18 protein-coding genes are annotated in these 23,110 nt (G+C 41.1%); 9 read left to right on the top strand and 9 right to left on the bottom strand.

Annotated features, from left to right (window positions below; all coding sequences use genetic code 11):
• Positions 1 to 28 precede the first annotated feature (28 nt).
• A complete protein-coding gene (locus ACLOAU_RS24435; protein WP_427864551.1) occupies positions 29 to 796 on the top strand; it encodes a DUF4846 domain-containing protein in 768 nt (255 codons plus the stop codon).
• Positions 797 to 907: 111 nt separating this feature from the next.
• Positions 908 to 1,261: a hypothetical protein gene (locus ACLOAU_RS24430; RefSeq protein WP_427864550.1), complete on the top strand. Its 354-nt coding sequence runs from the start codon at positions 908 to 910 to the stop codon at positions 1,259 to 1,261.
• An 8-nt stretch (positions 1,262 to 1,269) separates the two neighbouring features.
• Here the strand turns inward: ACLOAU_RS24430 and ACLOAU_RS24425 are convergent, their stop codons facing one another.
• Genes ACLOAU_RS24425 through ACLOAU_RS24410 form a run of 4 tightly spaced genes read right to left on the bottom strand, consistent with a single transcriptional unit; the run spans position 1,270 to position 5,593 of the window.
• The gene (locus ACLOAU_RS24425; protein ID WP_427864549.1) at positions 1,270 to 2,337 is read right to left on the bottom strand and encodes a response regulator; all 1,068 of its coding nucleotides are present in this window, start codon (positions 2,335 to 2,337) and stop codon (positions 1,270 to 1,272) included.
• A 15-nt stretch (positions 2,338 to 2,352) separates the two neighbouring features.
• Positions 2,353 to 3,612, bottom strand: a complete 1,260-nt coding sequence (locus ACLOAU_RS24420) for an ATP-binding protein (RefSeq protein ID WP_427864548.1) — start codon at positions 3,610 to 3,612, stop codon at positions 2,353 to 2,355.
• A gap of 5 nt (positions 3,613 to 3,617) precedes the next feature.
• Positions 3,618 to 4,445: a TerC family protein gene (locus tag ACLOAU_RS24415; RefSeq protein ID WP_427864547.1), complete on the bottom strand. Its 828-nt coding sequence runs from the start codon at positions 4,443 to 4,445 to the stop codon at positions 3,618 to 3,620.
• 8 nt (positions 4,446 to 4,453) lie between these two features.
• The gene (locus tag ACLOAU_RS24410) at positions 4,454 to 5,593 is read right to left on the bottom strand and encodes a quinone-dependent dihydroorotate dehydrogenase (protein WP_427864546.1); all 1,140 of its coding nucleotides are present in this window, start codon (positions 5,591 to 5,593) and stop codon (positions 4,454 to 4,456) included.
• Between the two features lie 120 nt (positions 5,594 to 5,713).
• Here ACLOAU_RS24410 and ACLOAU_RS24405 point away from each other — a divergent pair, with 120 nt between their 5' ends.
• The 3 genes from ACLOAU_RS24405 to ACLOAU_RS24395 all read left to right on the top strand — a co-directional run bounded on the left by ACLOAU_RS24405 (position 5,714) and on the right by ACLOAU_RS24395 (position 9,247).
• Positions 5,714 to 6,886: a thiolase family protein gene (locus ACLOAU_RS24405; protein ID WP_427864545.1), complete on the top strand. Its 1,173-nt coding sequence runs from the start codon at positions 5,714 to 5,716 to the stop codon at positions 6,884 to 6,886.
• Between the two features lie 171 nt (positions 6,887 to 7,057).
• Complete coding sequence (locus tag ACLOAU_RS24400) at positions 7,058 to 8,863, top strand: ABC transporter ATP-binding protein (protein WP_427864544.1); 1,806 nt, start codon at positions 7,058 to 7,060, stop codon at positions 8,861 to 8,863.
• Positions 8,864 to 8,932: 69 nt separating this feature from the next.
• Positions 8,933 to 9,247 carry a hypothetical protein gene (locus ACLOAU_RS24395; protein WP_427864543.1) on the top strand — a complete coding sequence of 105 codons (315 nt, stop codon included), beginning with the start codon at positions 8,933 to 8,935 and terminating at the stop codon, positions 9,245 to 9,247.
• A gap of 406 nt (positions 9,248 to 9,653) precedes the next feature.
• On the opposite strand, the gene ACLOAU_RS24390 is transcribed toward ACLOAU_RS24395, so the two are convergent.
• From ACLOAU_RS24390 to ACLOAU_RS24380, 3 genes are all read right to left on the bottom strand, one after another.
• Positions 9,654 to 10,235, bottom strand: a complete 582-nt coding sequence (locus ACLOAU_RS24390) for a 7-carboxy-7-deazaguanine synthase QueE (RefSeq protein ID WP_427864542.1) — start codon at positions 10,233 to 10,235, stop codon at positions 9,654 to 9,656.
• Positions 10,236 to 10,363: 128 nt separating this feature from the next.
• Complete coding sequence (locus ACLOAU_RS24385) at positions 10,364 to 10,738, bottom strand: four helix bundle protein (RefSeq protein ID WP_427864541.1); 375 nt, start codon at positions 10,736 to 10,738, stop codon at positions 10,364 to 10,366.
• 87 nt (positions 10,739 to 10,825) lie between these two features.
• The gene (locus tag ACLOAU_RS24380) at positions 10,826 to 11,719 is read right to left on the bottom strand and encodes a bifunctional 5,10-methylenetetrahydrofolate dehydrogenase/5,10-methenyltetrahydrofolate cyclohydrolase (protein WP_427864540.1); all 894 of its coding nucleotides are present in this window, start codon (positions 11,717 to 11,719) and stop codon (positions 10,826 to 10,828) included.
• Between the two features lie 281 nt (positions 11,720 to 12,000).
• Here ACLOAU_RS24380 and ACLOAU_RS24375 point away from each other — a divergent pair, with 281 nt between their 5' ends.
• The 3 genes from ACLOAU_RS24375 to ACLOAU_RS24365 are packed head-to-tail and all read left to right on the top strand — an operon-like array spanning position 12,001 to position 17,680.
• Positions 12,001 to 15,123: a SusC/RagA family TonB-linked outer membrane protein gene (locus ACLOAU_RS24375; RefSeq protein ID WP_427864539.1), complete on the top strand. Its 3,123-nt coding sequence runs from the start codon at positions 12,001 to 12,003 to the stop codon at positions 15,121 to 15,123.
• 11 nt (positions 15,124 to 15,134) lie between these two features.
• A complete protein-coding gene (locus ACLOAU_RS24370; protein WP_427864538.1) occupies positions 15,135 to 16,802 on the top strand; it encodes a SusD/RagB family nutrient-binding outer membrane lipoprotein in 1,668 nt (555 codons plus the stop codon).
• An 11-nt stretch (positions 16,803 to 16,813) separates the two neighbouring features.
• Positions 16,814 to 17,680, top strand: coding sequence for a DUF1735 domain-containing protein (locus ACLOAU_RS24365; RefSeq protein WP_427864537.1), 867 nt, complete (start codon positions 16,814 to 16,816; stop codon positions 17,678 to 17,680).
• 807 nt (positions 17,681 to 18,487) lie between these two features.
• On the opposite strand, the gene ACLOAU_RS24360 is transcribed toward ACLOAU_RS24365, so the two are convergent.
• Both ACLOAU_RS24360 and ACLOAU_RS24355 read right to left on the bottom strand, forming a co-directional pair.
• Positions 18,488 to 19,075: a hypothetical protein gene (locus ACLOAU_RS24360; protein ID WP_427864536.1), complete on the bottom strand. Its 588-nt coding sequence runs from the start codon at positions 19,073 to 19,075 to the stop codon at positions 18,488 to 18,490.
• Positions 19,072 to 19,467 (bottom strand): hypothetical protein, encoded by a 396-nt coding sequence (locus ACLOAU_RS24355; protein WP_427864535.1) that lies wholly within the window; start codon positions 19,465 to 19,467, stop codon positions 19,072 to 19,074. The genes ACLOAU_RS24360 and ACLOAU_RS24355 overlap by 4 nt, the downstream gene beginning before the upstream one ends.
• Positions 19,468 to 19,911: 444 nt before the next feature.
• Between ACLOAU_RS24355 and ACLOAU_RS24350 the strand changes: the two genes are divergently transcribed.
• On the top strand, positions 19,912 to 23,100 hold the full coding sequence (locus ACLOAU_RS24350) for a SusC/RagA family TonB-linked outer membrane protein (protein WP_427864534.1): 3,189 nt from the start codon (positions 19,912 to 19,914) through the stop codon (positions 23,098 to 23,100).
• The last annotated feature ends 10 nt before the right edge of the window (positions 23,101 to 23,110 follow it).

Below are 23,110 nucleotides of genomic sequence, written 5' to 3'. Positions count from 1 at the left end.
TGGTCCGTGTCCTTTTTAAAATAATCTTATGACGAGAATTGGTTTAATATCCCTGCTGTTTTTATCGGGATGTGAACAGATTTCTATTCGCTCGGCTGTATATGACGAGCCGGAAATGCCGGTTTCAAATGTTGGTGTTTTTCGAAATGTGGGCGCTATAGAGGTGCCTGCTGGTTTTGTGCGACTGCCATGTAGAGCGGGGTCTTTCGGGTACTGGCTGCGGAAAGTTCCATTAAAATCTGATAACCAGGTTTTCTTATATGACGGGCGGTTGAAAACCAACCAGGAGGCCCAGTATGCCGTGATGGATATTTCTGTTGGAAGCAGAGACCTCCAGCAATGTGCCGATGCGGTTATGAGGCTTCGTGCCGAATTTTTGTTTGAGCAAAAGCGTTTTTCTGATATTGTTTTTATTGATAACCTGGGTAAGAGGTATGCCTGGACAGAAGGAGGTGACAAAACTAATTTCTCCCGGTACCTGGATCGCGTATTTGGCATGTGTGGTACGGCTTCATTGGAAAAGCAGTTGCGCCCGGGATCAATGAAAAATATCGAACCCGGCGATGTGCTCATCAAAGGCGGTTTTCCCGGCCATGCTATGATTGTTACAGATGTGGTGGTTAATGAAAAAGGGGAAAGACTGTTTATGCTGTCGCAAAGCTATATGCCTGCGCAGGATATACATGTAGTTAAGAACCCCCATGCTAACAATAGCCCCTGGTACAAGGCAGATGAGCTGCAACCCATTGTGACGCCTGAATGGACTTTTACAGCCCGCCAGTTAAGAAAGTGGTAAGCCGGTTATAGAAATCAAAGCAGTCACTATTGACTACAATCACTATTTCTATTGAGTTTTGTCATAAGCAGGCTTAAAAGCAAAAGCTAGTTTTACACTATCTTGGCTAAAATGCAACTATATATTTCTGAAGGCACCAGACCTGAGGATGTTAAGAATTTCTTTTCATCCTGCTACCCTTTTCTAAAAATTGAACTATATAAAATTGAAAAAGATAGTAATTCTAATCAGGGTAAAAAGCATAACCCCGTGATAGATAAGTTTGTCGATCTGCCCGGTGAGGGAGTTGTTGATATTCATAGCGATATAACTGTTGCCGAGTTAGGAAACAGCTTCGCCAGCTTTGGCTTACGAACTGAAGTATTTAGAAAGAGTGGTAATGTATGGGTAGCTACCTTACTTACTGATAGCTGGACGCTTCAGCAACAAAATAGTGCCGGAGAGGAGATAACCAATAATACCTGAACTGGAATTTAGTAAGGCAGGTTTTTTAATTTGCCTTCGTTCAATATAATAATACTTCCCCCTTTTATATCAATCAGCTTTTCTGCTTTAAAATCAGATAAGGTTCTGATCAATGATTCAGTGGCGATACCTGTAACCTGGGCAAGGTTATCCCTGGATAATCTGATTTCTTTTGTGTCAGGAGATTCGGCCTTAAACTTTTCAAGCATCGCTGTTAACTGGTAGGCTACTTTTTTACGTAGTGAATTGTATGCAATATTTAATAAAGTTTCTTCCTTCTCCAGCACATTATGTGTGATCAGTTTAATAAATTGCCTGGCAACCTGCATATCAGCAGACATCAATACCAGGAAATCATCTTTGGGAATCGTCATGATTTCTGCATCTTCCAAAACCTCTGCACTTTCTTTATACACTATATTTTCAAGTATATAGGTATATCCCAGGAAATCTCCTTTACCCAGTACGTTGGTGATCAATTCCTTACCATCATCATTCGATTTGAAGGTTTTTACCTTGCCCGATTTTACATAGTATACTGCTTTGGGCCTTTGCCCTTCCGCATAGATCTGCTGTTTCTTTTTATAATTATATACTTCCCTTTCTTCAGAAACCAGTGGTATATGACTTACTTTTTTAACGTTGGTCAGGAAGCTGTTAAGTGAGTCAGCGCTTTCAATGTCACGGGCCAGCTGCTGCTTTACAGCATCAGATTTATGTAACCGCATCTCTACAGCTTTTAATAATTCTATACCTTCAAAAGGCTTGGTGATATAGTCGTCAGCCCCCAGTTCCATCCCTTTTCTAAAATCTGTTTTCTCAGATTTTGCAGTTAAAAAAATAAAAGGAATACTATTGGTTTTAAGATGTTGATTGAGCAGGTATACCACACCATAGCCGTCTAATACAGGCATCATGATATCGCAGATGATGAGGTCCGGAAGCACTTGTATCGCTATTTCCGTACCCAGTTTGCCATTCTCTGCAGTAATTACTTCGTAGCCGGATAACTCCAGTATTTCTGCTATATTGTCTCTTACTTCGTCATTGTCTTCTATTACAAGAATTTTCTTCATCCTGTGCTTGGGGGTTTATTGAGGGATATGTATAGTGAAAACAGAGCCTTTTTCCAGTTCGCTTTTAAATTCAATCGATCCGTTCATTAACTCTATATAACGCAGCACAATATTTAGTCCAAGGCCTGTGCCCTGTATATTTACCGCATTTTTAGCTCTGAAGAATCTTTCAAATAAATGTACCTGGTCTTCTTCAGAAATGCCGATTCCGCTATCTTTTACGGAAAGCAATAATTCTTTGGAAGCAATATGACACATTAACCCGATGGGGCTATTTTCGGGAGAAAACTTAATGGCGTTGGAGAGCAGGTTGATCAATACATTTTTCAGTAATCTTTCATCGATCGTTACCGGAGTATCACCTTTAAAGTCAGTTAGAATTTGCTGACCGGGTTTGCAATGTACCGACATCTCGTAGACCACATCATTCAGGGCTTCAAAACAGGCTTCAGCACTAAGCGTTTCAGGTTTTGCCTGCACAATGCCTTCATCCAGTTTGTCCAGCGATAAAAAATCATCCAGTATCATCTTCATATCATTAACCGCATACTTAATACGATTGATATGTTTGGTTCTTTTACCAGGTTCATCAAGATCATTATATTTCTCCAGCAAAAAAGATGAAGATAAGATAGTGCTGAGCGGCGTTTTAAATTCGTGCGAAGCCATCGATACGAATTTGGATTTCATTTCACCCAGGTCCTTCTCTGTTTTTAAAGCTTCACTTAACTCCAGCTTCGATTGTTCTAAAGCAGAAAGCGTCTCCCGCAACATTTTGGTTCTATCATCGATTTTTTTTTCAAGTGATACATTGAGTTGCTTTATCTCTTTTGTAATTTGCTCTAACTCTTCTTTTTGCTTAATTACAATTTCTTCCTGGTGCTTCCTAACTGTTATGTTGATGACAAATGCAATCACAAAAAGCTCGTTATTCACCGTATAGCTGCTTAAACTCACTTCTACCGGGAACACACTGCCATCTTTCCGTTGTGCATAAAGGTCTCTTCCGTGCCCCATAGAGCGGGGCGTAGGATGTTCATAATAACCCTCCCTGTAATTTTCATGCCTGGATTTGATAGCAGGTGGTAACAGTATTTCAAGCGGCTGATGAATCACTTCTTCTTTCGGATAACCAAAGTCCCGCTCAGCCTGCTTATTAAAATTGATGATCAGCCCGTTTCGGTTGGTCACCACTATCCCGATAGTGGCATGATCAAACAAGGCTTCTATCCAGTTACGCTGATCTTCGTTGGTATGTTCAAAAAGCTGATGCATGTACTTTAATGTTCTTCAGACGGCTGTGCAGACTTCTCTGCATTTTCTAAAGAAGGAGCATTCAATTTTACTACATGGGTAGTTTTTTTGCGCATAACCATATTGAGTAATTCCACAATAAAAGAGAAAGCCATTGCAAAGTAGATATAGTTTTTCAGGTGGAGCTCATGTGCCATATCAGCGTTCCAACCCTCAACAATAAGGCTCACACCAATCATTACCAGGAAGGACAGCGCCAGCATTTTTAATGTAGGGTGCTTTTCGATAAATGCAGCGATTTTAGGACTGAAGGTAAACATCACAATCATAGCTACGATTACCGCTGCTACCATTATCTCAAGGTGCTTAGCAGTACCGCCGGCAGTAATTACACTATCGAAAGAGAATACCGCATCAATTACCAGTATCTGTGCAATAGCCTGCCCGAAACTCAGTTTTTTCTGGTTTTGGGCATTGGCTGAAGGATCTTCCCCTTCCAGTTTATGATGTATTTCTTTAACCGATTTGTAAATAAGGAACAGACCGCCTGCCAGCATCACAATGCTTGCCAGGTCAAAACCTTTGCCAAACCAGGACTCAGGAATGATATGTTTACCTTTTTGAGCCAATAGCCAGCTCAATCCCGCCAGCAAAAGGCAGCGACTTAGTATCCCTGTAAACATCCAGGTACGCCTGGCTTTCTTTTGCAAATTAACCGGGAGCCGGTTTAAAATAATGCTTACAAAAATTACATTATCTATACCCAGCACTACTTCCAGTACCACGAGTATTAAAAAGCTGAGTAGAGATTCGAACGTAAAAAGTTCCGAACCGGAAATGAATAGAAGATCCATTTTATATGTTATAAGGATTTACAGATTTGCTTAACAATATCAGGACCCTGGTAAATAAAGCCGGTCCATACCTGCACTAACGATGCACCGGCAGCCATTTTCTCACGGGCATCAATCCCCGTAAAAATACCACCGGAGCCAATGATAGGTATACTTCCGCCTGTTTGTTTATGTACATACTCAATAATACCCGTGCTTTTGGCACGTACAGGCTTACCGCTCAATCCACCGGCTCCTATTTTTTCCTGTTCGGCTATTGGCGTATTTAGTCCGTTGCGGTCGATGGTAGTATTGCTGATAACCAGGCCGTCTAACTTTACTTCCGATGCCAGGTCTATTACATCATCAAGTTGTGATTGGGTGAGGTCTGGAGCAATCTTTAGTAAAATAGGCTTGGCCACAGCCTTGCCATTATTGATCATAGCCAGGTTCCAGATGATTTTACGCAGCGACTCCTTTTCCTGTAACTCGCGTAGGCCAGGTGTATTAGGGCTACTTACATTCACCACGAAATAGTCTACATAATGATGTAGCTTATTAAAGCAGGTGGCATAGTCCTTCCAGGCATCTTCATTAGGCGTAACCTTGTTTTTGCCAATATTACCGCCAATAATCAATGGTTGTTTATCCGTGCTTTTCGCTTTTTTCTCCCTCCATTTTTTCAATCGCTCCGTAATAACATCAGCTCCTTCGTTGTTAAAGCCCATGCGGTTAATCAGTGCTTTATCCTGCGGCAGGCGGAATAGCCTTGGCTGCGGATTACCATCCTGGGCCAGCGGTGTAACAGTTCCAATTTCGACGAATCCAAATCCGAGTGCTTCCAGCTCATTCAGGTAGCGGGCATTTTTATCAAATCCGGCACCCAGGCCAACCGGGTTTTTAAAGGTCATATTTAAAAACCGGGTCTCGTGTCGGTTATCTGCCGGTGCAGCTATGGCGCTCACCAGTTTTTTTCCGGCTTTGGAAGCTGTAAGCAGGCTTAGCTGGTTCATAGCCATATAATGGGCCTGCTCGGCCGGGAACATAAAATACAATTTGCGCAGTAATGAATACATTGGGTGCAAAAATAAGTATTCTGAATATTGCGCTAAGGTTTCTCCGTTAATGCGATAAAGAATATAGGCCATAATTGTATTGATCAGCATCATTATTTACTATTACCCGTTGATTAATACTGGCAGTCACCCATTTTATAATGGCTGGAAATACTTAAATTTGAGTAATAAAGTTGTTTATGCAACTAATTATTTCATTCAAAATAATTTGCCATGGAAGCATATATTGTTGCCGGGTACAGAACGGCAGTAGGAAAAGCAAAAAGAGGTGGTTTCCGTTTTTATCGTCCCGACGACCTGGCCATTGAGGTAATTAAAGGATTAATGAATAGCATTCCTCAGTTAGAGCCGGGTAGGGTAGATGATGTGATTGTAGGAAATGCGGTACCTGAAGCCGAGCAGGGCTTACAGGTAGGCCGGATCATTGCGGCACGTGCTCTTGGAATTGATACGCCCGGTATGACCGTGAATCGTTATTGTGCATCGGGTTTGGAAACCATAGCGATAGCCAGCGCCAAAATCAGGAGTGGAATGGCCGATTGTATTATAGCGGGTGGGACGGAAAGTATGAGCCTGGTGCCCGCTTCAGGCTGGAAAACAGTTCCTTCTTACTCAATAGCCAGTGATGCCCCAGACTACTACCTGAACATGGGCTTAACGGCGGAGGCTGTTGCCAAAGACTTTAATATAAGCCGGCAGGCACAGGATGAGTTTAGCTACAACTCGCACCGGAAGGCAATGGAGGCGATCTCGAAAGGCTATTTTAAAGAGGGTATTCTTCCAATTGATGTAGAGGAGGTTTACTTGGATGAGAAAGGTAAAAAACAGAAAAGAAATTTTGTGGTAGATACAGATGAGGGGCCGAGAGCCGATACGTCTTTAGAAGCGTTGAATAAACTGAAGCCGGTGTTTGCCGCGGGAGGAACGGTAACGGCCGGCAACGCATCACAAACCAGCGATGGTGCTGCTTTTGTGGTGGTAATGAGCGAAAAGCTGATGAATGAGCTGCTGCTTCAGCCTATCGGCAGATTGGTTGCATCCGCTGTTGCTGGGGTTGACCCGCGCATTATGGGAATAGGCCCCGTGGCTGCTATACCCAAAGCCTTGCAGCAGGCAGGTAAGAACCTGGGAGATATTGATTTGATAGAGTTAAACGAGGCATTCGCATCGCAGGCCCTGGCGGTTATACAGGAAGCCAACCTGGATCCCGAAAAAGTAAATATCAACGGGGGCGCCATAGCATTGGGCCATCCCCTGGGTTGTACCGGTACTAAATTAAGCATCCAGGTGTTGGGTGATTTAAAAAGATTAAACAAGAAGTATGGTATGGTGACGGCTTGTGTAGGTGGGGGACAGGGTATTGCGGGTATTATAGAAAGATTATAAGAGCCAGATTAAGGTTCAGGATTAAAGGTTTAAGGTTTGTAACAGGCTTTAAGCCTTTTTTTATATGTTTTGTTTTTTGCTATCAAATGAAAGTGGTGTTGTTGAACTATAAAAGTTTTTACCGGGAATCTCGTCTAATCAGCATAATAAACCTAACCCTTAATTTAAAGAATGGCGAAACCTTTTTCTAAAACATTAAACCTCGTAAGCATAGTCAGGCAGTTATGGCCTTTTGTAAAGCCCTATCGTACCATGATCTTTGGAACACTTGCGCTTACATTGATAGGTTCACTGGCTGCGCAGGTAAATCCGCTGGTTTTAAAATATACGGTTGATCATGTCGATAATTTAATACAACTGCCAGACCCTATGAAAGAGGGGTTAAGGCTGCTGACTATTATTTCGGTAATCCTTTTCACCAAAGAGATCGTCAATATATTTATCCAGTTTGGCCAAAAATTTTATGGGGAGAAGATCCGGATTAATGTAAGTAATAGCCTTGCACAAAAAGCAATACGGCGGATACTGACTTATCATATGGGATTTTTTGCGGCACCTGAAAACCAGTCAGGGAAACTGCAAACACGCATAGACAGGGGCGTTGAGAGCCTCACAAGACTGGTTCAGAATTTCTTTATAGATATATTGCCCTTATTCTGTAATGCCATCCTGGCCCTGGTAATTATGTTTATGGCCAATGTTTATGTGGGCCTGATAGCGATCACTATACTACCTGCCTATTTTTATGTAAGCGCCCGCCAGGCGAAAAAGCTGCAGGGGGTAAGGAGGCAATTGCGCGGAGGCCGGGAGAATAAAAGCAACGGCCTGCTCAATATTATCGACTCCATGACGGTGATCAAAAGCTTTGTAAGGGAAGATGTAGAAGAGAAGAAGCAATTAGTAATACAGCAACAGTTAACTGATGACCAGCTGTATACCCGGCGTACCAACTTTACCTATGACGGGGTAAAATCTTTTATTGAGCAGATTGGCGTAGTGTTGATCATCATTTTAACGGCTTACCTGGTATTGAACCACCAGATCAGCATTGGTGCTATTATGCTGCATATAATGTTGTTCAATAACGTATCGGCGCCCATCAGGCAATTGCATCGTATTTATGATGAGGTAAACGATGCCTTTATATATGCCGAAGCTTTTTTCCAGATCATTGAAGATGATGAGGAAATTGAACAAACGGGCACGCATGCGGTTACCGAAGCCGAAGGTACTTTTGGAATGAAGCAGGTAAACTTTACTTATCCGAATGGAACCAAGGCATTGCATGATATAAGCCTTAAAATTGAAAGAGGAAAGACCACGGCGCTGGTAGGCTTAAGCGGTGCAGGCAAGAGCACGATACTCAACCTGCTGAACAAATTTTATGAGCCTGATAGCGGAGCTATATTATTAGACGGAGTTAATCTTAATGAATATGAAAATGCTTCGCTTCGTAGCGAGATAGGGCTAGTACTTCAGAAGAATCATATTTTTAAAGGAACGATTGAAGATAATATCCGGTATGGAAAAATAGAAGCTACCAACGAAGAAATTATAATCGCGGCACGGAAAGCCTATCTGCACGATCAGATCATGGAACTTCCTATGCAATACCAAAGTGATGCACAATTGTTGAGCGGTGGTCAGCAGCAACGTATTGCCATAGCCCGTTTATTTCTGAAAGATCCGCCCATTATATTCCTGGACGAACCTACAGCCAGCCTGGATGCTATTGCAACCGAACAGATCAAGAACAGTCTGGATGCGATTAAAGAAAACCGCACTGTAGTGATTATATCACATTCTATTTCGCAGATCGTGGATGCGGACATCATTTATGTTTTAAAGCAGGGACGATTGGTAGAAAGTGGTAAGCATGAAGACCTTGTAAAACAGGAGGGCGTGTATAAAGAGATCTTTGATGCATCTGCGCGGAGTCTTAATATTGCCCGTATCGCGCAGACGCTTATGCCCTGATGCGTTTTTATTGTTTTGTTAACAACTGTAGCTCTTTTTGACAAGTCTTACCAGTAAATCCATTCAACGATGAAAGCAAGAATTACAATTTTAGCACTGGTATTTCTTTTATTAGGTGTTACGAGTGCCGACGCCCAAAAGCATTATCACAAAGGCAAAAAAATGTATGCCAGGCATGGCTACTATCATAAAGGCCACCCTCGTCATTATGGCGGTCATAAGTACCGGTACAGGAACGTGAGGTATGCTGAGCCGGTGCGTCATTATTATTATCCAGCCCGCTATAGCAGGAGAGCAGTGTATGCAAGACCTTATCCCGGCAGGCACCACAGCAGGGCACCCTATTACAGACCAGGAATTCAGGCGTCTATCTTTTTGCCGTAAACGCAATTCATTGTAGCCTATTTTAAAAAGACCGTTATGTATTAAGCACAACGGTCTTTTTAATTTGTATGACTGTTTATTTTCCCGATCTCGTAAACGGTTTTTCCCGATTTCGAAAATGAATGACGGAGAGTGATAGTATTTTCGTTTTACAAAAGCAATCGGGCATCTCTGGCTTTTTCTCCCGCTTCGGTGGTTGATTTTTGAGAGCAACCCAACAAAAAATAGTATAGTTTTCCTTAAGCCCGCCTGAATGACTAGTCGGGCAGGCAGATAGTTTTCGAGAGTGCACCGTTTATTTCTATAAGGGGTGCTTTTTTTTGACTATAATCGTAAGTAAAGAAAGTTGAGGGCGTATTGTATAAAAACCTTTTCAACTAATCAACCAGTAAACTTGTCAACTTATCTATGGCACATTAATATACTTATGTATCTGCAGGCTGAGCTCCCATTTAGGATTTTGTTTGATGTACTCAACAATAAGCGGTGTCATGGCATCAGCCTTGCTCCATTCTGGTTGCAGGTATAATTTGCAGTTATCAGAAACCTGGGCTGCAAAACTTTCTCCCCAGGCAAAATCAGACTTGTTATATACAATGATCTTCAGTTCGTTGGCTACGGGAAGAATTTCGGGTAGCGGAGCTTTGAATTTTTTGGGCGAAAGGCAGATCCAGTCCCAGCTACCGCTTAAAGGTGAAGAACCAGATGTTTCGATATTGGTAGCGATGCCTTCTTTTTGAATAGCGGCGGTCAGTTCATCCAGGTTGTGCATTAACGGCTCTCCGCCGGTGATCACTGCCAGCGGCGTATGGGAGGCTTTAATGGTGCCCACGATTGCTTCAAGTGGCATAATAGGATGACCGTCAAAAGACCAGCTATCTTTCACATCGCACCAAACACATCCCACATCGCATCCCCCCAGTCTTACAAAGTAAGCCGCACGACCCTGGTGGAAACCTTCTCCCTGTATGGTGTAGAAATGCTCCATAACGGGAAAGGATGATACTTGTTGCTCGATATTTGATATTTGATGTTCGATAATTTGATATTTGATGTTCGATAATTTGATGCCTGATAATGATCCTGCATCCAATATCTTGTATCCAGTATCTATATTTACTTCACACTCACATGGCCTTCTTCTACTGCTTGTATAAACCTGTTTAGCTTTCTGCCTAATAAATCAATTTTTTCTTTAAGTGAGATAAACGTTTGCTCATCGGTGAAGGAGCCTGTTTCAAACAGTGTTTCAAGATGATCAATTGTTTCATCATTTGATGCTTGTGCATAAACAAGGAACTTGATAAACTCGTTTTTGTATCTCCTTCTGCCGTAACCTTCAACGATAGTTGACTTCACAGACTTACTCGAACGTCTGATTTGCTGCCCTTCTTCAAACAGCTCAAATTTGGGAAGTTGGAGCGACATTTTGTGAACTTCGATAACAATTTCTCTGGATACTTGCCAGACTTCTAATTTTCGGTAGCTCATAGGATAGAATTTTTAATTATAAAACTAATATTGTCTAATCAGAGTATTACCGTATCCAGCATCGATTATCCAGTATCCCGCATCCTCTTAATCCCTAGCTACGCAAGATTTATACGTATTCTTCATCAACGCTGCGATGGTCATAGGACCCACGCCACCCGGAACCGGGGTAATGAAAGAGCATTTGGGAGCCACCTGTTCAAAATCTACGTCACCCACCAGTCTATAGCCCGATTTTTTAGAAGCATCTTCCAGGCGGGTTATACCTACATCTATTACTACAGCCCCTTCTTTAACCATTTCTGCTTTTAAAAACTCGGGTTGACCGATAGCTGCCACAATGATATCTGCCTGGCTGCATATTTCATTCAGGTTCTGCGTTCTGGAATGACAAACAGTAACCGTGCAATTACCAGGGTTGGTATTATTGCTTAATAAAATACTCATGGGGCGCCCTACTATATTACTACGGCCCAGCACAACGGCATGTTTACCGTTGGTAGCGATATTATTATGCTCTAATAATAGCATAATACCATAAGGAGTGGCAGGGATGAAAGCCTCGTCCTCACCCATGATCATGCGGCCGATATTCTCAGGGTGAAAGCCATCTACATCTTTGCTGACAGCTATAGCTTCGATCACTTTTTTTTCTGAGATATGGGCAGGTAAAGGCAATTGTACCAATATCCCGTCCACCGACATATCCTCATTCAGCTCCTGGATCTTATCCAGCAGTTTCATTTCACTTATTTCCTCTTCGTATTCTATTAGGGTAGAAATAAAGCCAATTTCGTTACAGGCTTTAACCTTTGAGTTAACGTAAGTTTGGCTGGCGCCGTTGGTACCCACCAATATTGCCGCCAGGTGCGGAATTTTTTTACCTGTTGCAGCCCGCTGCGCTACATCTATTTTAACGGTATTCAATATAGCTTTGGCCGTCTTTTTTCCATCCAGTAATTGCATTTTGCAAAGATGCATCAATTTTTTAAGAGGTGCTAAAATTTGTTAAGATAGAAGTTTAAACATCAAAATTAGAATTGACTACGATCAAGTTTGTTTTTATGTTATGTTATTAACTAATATGTAAGATTTTATATTGAAATACTTTTTAAATTTCTTTTGTAACTTTTTAAAATTTGTATTAAAAAAACGTCAACTTATTGTTAAAAAAAATATAATTTAGTCTTAGCGCTAAAATTATCTGAAACCAACCTCCAGGACATTTTAGCTGCTTTTTTTTTAAATACAAAAAGTTTTACATGAGAAAAATTCTATTGCTTTTAGCAATGTTTATGGGATTTTCGTATCTGGCCATTTCTCAAACCAGAACGGTTACCGGAACGGTGGTTGATGAAACTGCTAATCCCATACCTTTTGCATCTATTGCAGTTAAGGGAACAAGTTCCGGCGTTTCCGCCGACGCCGACGGAAACTTTTCCATACAGGCAGGTCCTGGCGCAACTTTAGTAGTTTCGGCAACAGGCTATACCAGTAAGGAAGTGGCTGCAAATCAAACATCATTAACTGTAATTCTGGTAAAAGGAGGCAATGATGTTATTGAAGAAGTAGTGGTAACTGCTACGGGTCAGAGGGTTAACAAAAAGACGGTAGGCTATGCCGCAACCGTGGTTAATTCAGAAACATTGGTGCAGGCTGCGCCCATAAATGCAGCAACGGCTTTATCTGGTAAAGTACCTGGTCTGCAAATCAATGTAACTGGTAGCGGCGTAAACCCTGCTGTCAGTGTGGTACTCCGCGGATACCGTTCTATTACAGGTAATAATCAGGCCCTGATAGTACTGGACAATGTTATCGTTCCTAATGAAATGCTTGGGAATATTAATCCTAACGACATCGAAAGTATCAATGTTCTGAATGGTTCAAGCGCAGCGGCCCTATATGGTTCGCGTGCATCGAATGGAGCTTTAATCGTAACTACTAAGAAAGGCACGCCAGGCAGAACAGATGTACGTATAGCACAAACCATTACTGCTTCAAGTGTGGCATTTTTGCCGAAAGTGCAAAAGAAGTTTGGTTCAGGATCTACTGGTTATGTAAAGATTTATGATCCATATGAAAACCAGCAATACGGTCCGGCTTTCGATGGGTCTATGGTGGACTTAGGGGAATACCCAACCCCTGGGGGACAAATGCAGAAAGTACCCTATACATATAAAGAAGATGGGGGAAAGCTTGATTTTTGGAAACCTGATGTTTCTTATCAAACCGATCTTTCAATGTCTACATCGGGCGAAAAAGGCAGGTTTTATTTTTCAGGTCAATTTGTAACCAACGAAGGTACCATTGAAGGAGATAGCTATAAACGTGCTGCAGTAGGGTTGGGTGGTACACAAAAAATTTATGACAACCTGAGTATAGACTATTCAGCCCGATACACACAAAATTATACGCGCCAAACTTCCGCAGCCGCCTCACTATATGATTTATTATTGAACTCGCCAGGCCAGGCACCAGTTACGTCGTATAAGAATTGGCGTCGCGACTCTTTTGCCATGCCCGATTACTATTATAATGCATACTATAACAACCCATATTTCATAAAGGACAATAACAGGTCGTTGGCCAGGAATGAATACCTGGTGGGAAATATTGCGTTGAAATGGGCTCCGCTAACCTGGTTAGATATAGTAGGTAAAGCAGGGATGACGTCCAGAAATTACTCTGGCAAGACATGGTCTGATAAATACATTTTTAGCACTTATGCTAAAGGGCTATCGCATGGGTCGTACAAAAAGTCTGATATTTTAGGAGGTGTATCTGAAAATCTATTCTATACCAATACGCTGGTTGGTGATTTTCAGGCGATGTTTAAAAAAACAAATATTGAGAACTGGGATTTCAAACTGAATTTAGGTACACAATTAATCCAGGATGACGCTAAAGATCTTAGTGCCAATATCAATGGGTTAGCGCTTCCGGGAATTTTTAATCTGTCCAATCTCACTACAACATGGAATGCTGGAGAAGGTATTTCCCAGGCAAGAACAATCGGGGTATATGGTGAGCTGTATGCCACATACAAAAAATTGGGTGCTACTTTACACGTTACCGGGCGAAGAGACCATGTATCTGTATTAGACCCAGGGTTCAATACTTTCTTCTATCCGTCTGCAGATTTAGCGGTAGTATTATCGGACGCGATTCCAGCTTTAAAAAATAACCGCAATATTAACCTGTTAAAAATAAGGGGAGGCATTTCAAATGTAGGTAATGTAAATCTTGGACCTTATAGCACAGAGCCCACGGTTGGCCAGGGTGCCGGATATCCCTATAACGGCATTGTATCCTACACAATTGGCGACAGGCTGGTACAAAAAGGGCTGAAGCCAGAGTTTACCCTCGGAAGAGAGATAGGTTTTGAGTTTGAATTTTTCAGAAAAGTGTCGGGTGAATTTACTTACTATGTAAACGAAACAAAAAATCAGACCCTGCCTGTGTCTATTGCCACATCGTCGGGGTATTCAGGCTTACTTACCAATGTGGGTTTGACAAGGGGTGCAGGGGTTGAAGCTACCTTAAATGTAAAAGTTTTGCAGACAGATAACTTCAGTCTTGCAGTCGGAGGTAATTATACCTACAATGATAATAAGATCGTAGATCTGGGCATTCAGGATATAGACAGGTTGGCCAGGTTTACTTTTGGAAACGGATCGGGCGTGTATGCTGCAGAAGGCTTACCTTTCCCTGCTTATTTTGGAACCACCCATGTCAGGGATTCTGCTTCGGGTAAAGTGATCGTAGATGCTATCACTGGTTTGCCAACAGTAAATACTACTATCAAATACCTGGGTAATACACAACCCCGGCATAGGGCTGGTGTTAATTTAGACGTTGAGTATAAAGGGATTAATTTGCGTGTGTTAGCTGAGTACAGGGGCGGATACATTATGTATGCCGGCGCAGGACCCACTTACGATTTTTCAGGATCTGGTATTAATACGGCTTTGTTTGACAGAGAACGTTTTGTATTTCCTAATTCTGTGTACAAAGATCCGGCAACAGGCCAGTATGTAGACAATACCAATGTTACGATAGCAGATGGTAATGTTGGTTACTGGACGCAGGATCAAAGAAGGGGTATTACTGAAAATTATATTGTTTCCGGCGACTTCTGGAAATTAAGAGAAGTATCACTTTCTTACAATCTTCCGAAGTATTTATTTTCCAATTCGAGGTTTATTAAAGGGGCTGCTATTAATTTAATTGGCAGAAACCTGTTAATATTAGTGCCTAAGGAAAATGTTTATGCAGCTGATCCAGAGTATAGCGATAATGGAACAGGAAATAACCTTGGTATAAGTACGTTATCGCAAAATCCACCTACAAGATTTTATGGGGCAACAATCTCGGTTAACTTCTAAATATTATTTGTATGAATACAATAAAGAGTAAAAAGTATGTGTTTTTGATGCTGATTGGGATCGTTGCTTTCTCAGCATCCTGCAAAAAATTTATGGATATTAATAAAAATCCAAATTCACCAACAGGAACTGTTGAAGAATCATTTTTATTGGGCAAAGCTATTGTTACCTGGGCCCGCACTTATCCTGCGGCAGACAGCTATGGTGGTGAAATGAGCGGATCCATCTCCAACCCCGGCGGTGTTTCGGGGTTTGCAGCCTTGATTAACTACAATTTCGGACCCGGTGATTATGGGTTCTGGTGGGGCTTATATGATAATATAACTGACCTGAACGCTATTATTGCCCGGGGCAAGGCCGAAGAAACCTATAAAAATTATGCAGGCATTGCTAAAATTATAAAGGCAATTCATTTTCAGGCCCTGGTAGACGCTTACAATAACGTACCTTTTTCAGGGGCTAATCTTGGGATAGAAGATATGACGCCCTCTTATGATAACGGCCCCGATATTTATAAGGCTATAGCGGCCATGATTGATGAAGCGTTCGTGGATTTCTCTTCTGCTAATTCGGCAGCTTTGAAACCTACCAACAGTACTGATCCGCTTTTTGGAGGAGATCTTACCAAATGGAAGCAGTTGGCCAATACCGTAAAGCTGAGAATTATTTTGAGAGGCGGTGATAAGGTTACTTTTAGCAATAAGACTTTTACCGCCGATGGTTTTTTAACAGCAGACGCTATGGTGCAGCCTGGTTTTGCTAACCAGGATGGGAAAACCAATCCTACATGGGGGCGGGTATATTCTGCCGCAGGTGCAGCTCAGGGACTTACCCAGCGTGTACCTACATTTTTTATGCTAGGCTTTTATGATGGGAACAAAATAACCGACTTTTTCCGCGGCCGTCTTTTATACAGAACCTTTCCTACACCAGCCGTTAATCAACTGGGAGAACCAGGTGGTACAGGCGCTGTTGTGAAGCAGCCTAACGACTGGTATCTAACGCTGGCTGCTACTCCTTCTGCCACCAACTATGCTGCACTGGGTATTTTTAAAGGCCCGGCGGCGCCTCAGCCGGTCGTACTTGCTGCCGAAAGCTATTTTCTACAGGCAGAAGCGCAGGTACGTGGCCTGATTCAGGGCAATGCTAAGACCTCCTTTAATGCAGGTATTTTAGAGTCTTTTAGGTATTTAAATAAAGACGAATCAGGTGGATTGTCTACTAAATTTGTAGATACTGCTACCGGAGCTATAGCAGCCTCAGCCACAACCGCTAGGTTTATTCAAATCAATCCTCAAAAGGAGTTTGATATATATTTGCGAAGTAACCCACTGAATTATTTGGTCAATTTTGATCTGGCAATAAGTGATGAGCAAAAGATCGAGGCAATTATTACTCAAAAATATATTGCGCACAATATGATTAGGGGCGATGAATCCTGGAATGAATATCGGAGAACGAAATATCCTTTATCGAGTGGAACGAACACAATAGCCAATAGATATAACAGTATAGCATCAACGCTTTCACCATCTACTCTCCCAGATAAATTACCGACCAGACTTCAGTATCCTTCCTCTGAATTTTCTTACAATGCAGATAATGTAAATCAACAAAAGGGGGCAGCGATTGGAGGCGGTGTTAGTCCTCTATTGGATAAAATATTTTGGGCCAAATAAATAATTATAGTATGAAGAAGTTAAATTTTTTGATATTAGCGGTTGTAGTTTTTATATTACAATCATGTTTGAAGGGAAGGGATATGGTATTGGATCCGGACCAGGTAAAAGACGTAATTGAGTTTGGTGATATTTCAGCCCCTACTTCTGCTGCTACGGCACCGTTTAGACTTTTTGTTCCTATGACCCTTGATCCTGAAGTATCCGAAGTTACTTTAGAAGCCTTTGTGAATTTTGTTGGTCCTAATACGGCCCCTGAAGACATTACTGTGTCAATAGGGGTGGATCCCGCGGCGCTTGCCAGGTATAACACTTCACAAAATTCAAGTTATAATCATTTAGAGGTTGGGGCATACGAAATGCCGACTACGGTTCTTATTAAGAAGGGCCAACGAAAAGGTACTTTCCCTATAAAACTAAAGACGGCCCAATTCGATCAGCTAAAGAATAATGCGTTGACGCTTAAAATAACTCAGGCGAGCAATGGACAAACAATCAGCGGGAATTTTGGCACTGTTATTTATAGTTTTCCCATTAAGAGTATTTGGGATGGTACCTACACTTATACAGTGAAGAATGATTTTGGCACAATTGATGGCAATAATATCAACTTTACAGAGACAGATATACCTTTAAGGACAGTAGGCCCTAATAGAGTGAGGATGACTAATTTGTGGCAAACTTATTCTGGATATTCAGAATATCAGTTTAATGCTTCTAATACAAATATTACCGAGGTTTTAGCTTTCAGCGGTTCTCTAAGGGCGTCTTCAATTAATCAGGTTGTAGTAGTTGATCCAGTGAATCATATTTTTGAAATTCATTGGACAGGTATAGGACGGGGCGTTAAGGAACGATTTGTTAGAACAGGCGATTAAGCTTTAGTACAATAGAATGCAAAAAAGCTGAAGTGAACCCCAAAAGTTAGACATAACTTTTGGGGTTCAACATTTATGTCGAGCACGCATTTGAGAATAAGTTGGGAGTAGTTTTTCGAGTAAGAAAAGGTAGCCTATATTTCAGATATATTGGCAACCGACACATTCGTTAGCGGGATGAATGTGGAAGTATGATCTTTACAATGAAAGTGACCTGATCAAACAACCTACCGTTGAGTTGCCTGCTTGCAGGGTTGTACGGGCTGTTAGAAAATGGATAACCTTTAGTAGAGGATATTCTTCAATTATGAAGTAAGCAAGACCGCATTAGAGCTCTGGGTAAAATCAGTATGAATAGAGGTGGGGTATGCCGCCCCACATCCACCCATTATGAGGCAATCAAAGAAACATGAACCTGAGACAACGTTAAAAAAGCTCCAGGCAGAGAATACTTGTTTGCGGGCAGAGAACGTTCTATTAAAATAAGTAAATGCTTTGGTCAAGAAAGAGAAGCCCACGACCCTATGAGATAAGTACGATGTCTGTCGAGTAACTTCTATATCATCAAGGCGCATGTCTGTAACTTACCATGAAATACTAAATATATTCTCGCTACTTGGTATGGATTCTTTAGTGGTGTACTTCTAAAATCCAGGCATGACTGTGGGTGTACCCTTGAAAATAACAGTAAATTCTACTATATCTTCATAACCTCTAAATGCCTGGATACAAAGCCACCAAAACTTTTGATTCATAGAATGAGTTATTAAGTTAAATAAATGAGCAGCGTTAAAAAGGTATGTATCGCTACATTATTCCAAAAGATAGTAATTCGTCATTTAAAACAAAATCACTGCCGTCCTGGAGTTTTCCAACACACGTAACATAGTATTTGTGTGTTTCTGGAGTACTGCCAAATTCCACCCTGAAACTACCGACGGGAGTTTCGGAAAATGGCAAATAACTTAACACTTCGGTTATGGGACCATAACCTCTATTAACATCAAAACTATTGGCTCGGAAAAAAACATAATTACTAATATTTCCATATAAATAGTATGATCCAAGATCACTATAGGTGTCATCTAGTGCAGCCTGATCATATGGGTAAATAGCCATTCCCGAAGGTGAATTAGTATTCATTAGTATCCTTCCTTTAATAATAAGAATACCATCGCTGTTAACAGCAAATACTGGCCCATCAAGCATTGTAGAACTTAGTGGGTTTTTTAATTTGATGCCTTTTGCTTTGGCTTTTATTGTATCGAGCGAATAGTATTTATTGGTTGATGTGTTCCAATATAGTGAAGTATATCGGTCTATATTTTGCCAGGTGGTATTTCCCACTGTTTGTATAGTTCCTAGGACATCTATCTCATATGCTGTCCAATTCAATACCTTTTGTGTGCTGTAGCTAGGCCCACTAGGCAATGTTGCATTGGGTAGAGATGGTAAATACGCCGTGAATTTATCTCCGTCAATGTCAACCCCGATAAGCCCTCATCCCTGGCGGACATAGAGCTGATGCCGACTCCGGCCTGCCCTGTTAAATATCCTGAACTGGGATGTGTCAGTTGAGGACCAAAATCAAAAAGAGCAGATTTGTAATGTCCGTCAACCGGATCTAAAGAAATGTATCCCGAACTTATTTCCGAATGGCCCGGCAAAGTCATTACAGCTTCTGGTGGCTCAATTACCTCCGGTTTTTGTTCTTCAACAATTGTTTTAGTACAACTAAATAGAGCCACAATTGCGACAATGCAGCTTAGTTTTTGGAATGCTTTCATAAATAAAAATATTAGGGTTAAAAAAAATAAGATAGTTACTAAATATAAAGAAAAGAAAATTGATGTGGTAAAATATTTATATATAATAGGCGACAATTTTATCGTTTGGCCCGCACACCTGATGCTAATCCCAATTCAGGTAGCCTTCAAGAGATTTGCGGGTTTCATTTTTAAATAGATTAGAATGATATTAATCTCATTGATCTACATCAATTTTTCTATAAAACAATTGTTTTTAACGATTATTTTTAATTTACTGTATATCAATTAATTAACAAAAAGGTGACAGAAGTATTTGTTTGAATTCGTAATAAATTATTAAGAAAAGGTGATTTTTTTGTTAAAAAGCTTCTAACTTGTATTAGAAAACTTAAGGAATGTGTTCCAATTACACACTCCATTTTAATCCGAGTTAACCAATTTTTTTAACCAAAAAGTTTTTCAATGAGAAGAATTCTATTGCTTTTTGCAATGTTAACGGGGCTGTCTTTTCTGGCTTTTTCTCAAACCAGAACGGTTACAGGTACTGTTTTAGACGAAACAGGTGCGCCAGTTCCCTTTGCCTCCGTATCAGTAAAGGGTGCCCAAACAGGCGTCTCCGCCGATGAAAAAGGTAATTTTAGCATCACAGTTTCTCCCGGTGCTGTGTTGGTGATCACTGCTACCGGTTACACCGCCGCAGAAACAGCAGCTACCGGAAACACGGTAAGTGTTGTTCTGAAAAAGGGAGAGGGACAAGTGATCGAAGAAGTGATAGTAACCACAGCTTTGGGAATACAGAGGCAGGCCCGATCTCTCGGAACAGCTGCCACAACTTTAAATAACAGCACCATTACCAAAGGTAAAGCGCCTAATTTTCAACAGGCTCTGAATGGGAAAGTTTCTGGTGTAAACGTTTCTACGGTAAACAGCGGCGTTTTTGAAGATGCAAAGATTAATATTCGGGGTATCCGATCTTTAACGGGTAACAACCAACCTTTATTAGTATTGGATGGACAACCGGTACCTTTAAGTTTTCTTAGTACCATCGCACCCGATGATATTGAAAGCTCTACGTTGTCAAAAAGCTCTGCTTCTGCGGCGCTTTACGGACCAGATGCGGTAAACGGTGTTATCTTCGTTAATACTAAAAGAGGCACTGGTTCCGATAAGCCTATTATAAACTATAGCACTACTGTGCAGGCAGCCAGAGTAGCTTTTTTTCCAAAGCTTCAACATGAGTTTGGAGGTGGTGCAGGAGAGGGGTATGATCCTTACGGTAACATAACTTATTGGCCTACCGAAAACCAGCTTTACGGACCGAGATTTGACGGATCAATGCGGCAGGTAGGTCCTGTTTTGGAAGATGGTACTTACCAGGAGTTCCCTTATTCTAACCAATTTGCCTCGGATAAAAAGAAATTCTGGAATACGGGGTTGACCATCCAAAATCAATTTTCTTATGCTGCGAAAAACTTTTATTTTGGCGTTACTGATGCTAACATTAAAGGGCTTATGCCTGACGATAGAAACAGAAGGACTGCTTTTCGTTTAAATGCAGGTAAAGAATATAATAAATTCAGCATTAAATATGGCGTTGACTATACATTACAAAACTGGGATATCGTAAATGAATCACTGTTACCCAGTGTGTTTGCAAGTAGTTCCTCTTATGTTGGAAGTGTATTGTCTGCCGTATTACAGACCCCCGATAATGTTCCCTTAACAAGGTACAAAAACTGGCAATCAGACAAGTGGTCTATGTATGACAATTATTGGAATGATTTTGCCCTGAATCCCTATTGGATTATTGGAAATTTACGGCAAAAAGGAACTCAGCATTATTTTATAGGTCATGCTGATGCCGCATATGATATTACAGATTGGTTGAAAGCGAATCTAAAAGTTAGTTCAACAGTAAGTTCTCAGTCATTTCGAAATACTACGGGGGCTATTGAAGTAAGTGACTGGACACACGCTAATCGCCCTTCTACACAGTACACAAGCAACCCTGGTAAAGTTTTTGATGGCAGCGCACTTTCCAGCAGAATAAATCTTGATTACTTTTTAAATGGGAAAAATGATTTTGGCGACATCAATTTACAATATGTTTTGGGTGGTAGTATCAGACAAGATAAGTCCTCTTCTGTAGGTGCAGGAGGTAATAACCAGATCGTTAAAGGTGTATATAATGTAAATCTCCGATTGGGAGAACCCACAGTAGGCGCGAACTCTATATTTATGAACAGGCTGGCTTCTGCGTATGGTAGTGCAAGTGTTGGGTATAAAAATTGGGCATTTGTTGAGCTTACCGGAAGAAATGATTGGGATAGCCGGTTAAGTTCTAAGAATTGGTCTGTTTTCTATCCTTCTGTCAGTGCGTCTCTGGTGTTATCCGATGCAATCAGCAGCTTAAAAAACGCCCATGCTTTATCTTATCTTAAAGTGAGGGGTGCCTACTCAAAATCGGGTAATGTTAATTTAGGTGCTTATGCTTTAGATCCTACCTATTCTCAATTTAGCGGATTCCCTTATGAAACAACACCAGGGTTTACTGCAAATAACGTTGATGTTGATCCGAACTTGTCTCCTGAAATTGTAACAACCACTGAGGCTGGTATTGAACTGGGTTTCCTTAGAAATCGTATTAATTTTGAAGCAACCTGGTTTAATCAAAATAATGACGATCAAATTTTAGCAGTAAATCGGTCTCCGGCATCAGGATATAGTTTTTATTTAACGAATGCTGCAAGCTTTAAAAACTATGGAGTGGAGTTAGATCTCGGATTAACTCCGTTGGTGAATATTGGAAAAGGAAAAATTGATTTAAAAGTAAATGCTACATATAATGATAACAAGGTAACAAAGACCTTGAATGGAAGTACAATATCCATTGGCGGTAGTGGCGGCTTCATCCAGAACTCTGTTTCATCAACCGGTGTATCAATTGTAGCTGAAGAGGGAGGACATGCATTTGCATTTCAAGGATATGACTACAAAAGAGACCCGGCTACAGGTAAAGTGATTGTGGATGCGGTAACAGGTTTGCCTGATCAGGCTGAACTAACTTCAAATTTCGGGAGAACATTACCTCTTTGGGTTGTTGGTGCAACTCCAACATTCAGTTACGGAAATCTCAGCTTTGCCATGACCTGGGATTATAAAACGGGGCATACCTATTTTGCTGGTGTAGGGGCCGACATGGATTTTTCGGGAATCTCTGCCAGAAGCGCAGCATATGGAAGACAAAGATTTGTATTCCCCAACTCTGTTTATTGGGATGAAGCGCAGGAAAAGTACGTTGATAATACCAACATTATGACTCAGGATGGAAATTATGCGTTCTGGACTGGTGGTAAGACCAATACGCTTATCCTGACCAACTATTTAAGCAGCGCCGCAGCTATAAGACTAAGAGAGGTAAACTTGTCCTACACAATCCCTGAAAACTTATTGGGAAAGGTATCAACAGTTATTAAAAAGCTAACTGTTAGTGCAATTGGCAGAAACCTGTTCTTGTTTGTTCCCAAATCAAATCAATGGGGGGATCCTGAATTTAACTATTCTTCTACAGGCAACACCTATGGAGTTAGTAGTAGTTATCAATCTCCGGCTTCAAGATTTTTTGGAGGTTCCCTTTCTATTCAATTCTAATATTAAAACT

This window comes from Paraniabella aurantiaca (assembly GCF_050309965.1).
Taxonomy (GTDB): Bacteria; Bacteroidota; Bacteroidia; order Chitinophagales; family Chitinophagaceae; genus Niabella.
The sequence above is the reverse complement of the archived record's forward strand: the minus strand, read 5'-3'. Positions and strand labels throughout refer to the sequence as shown.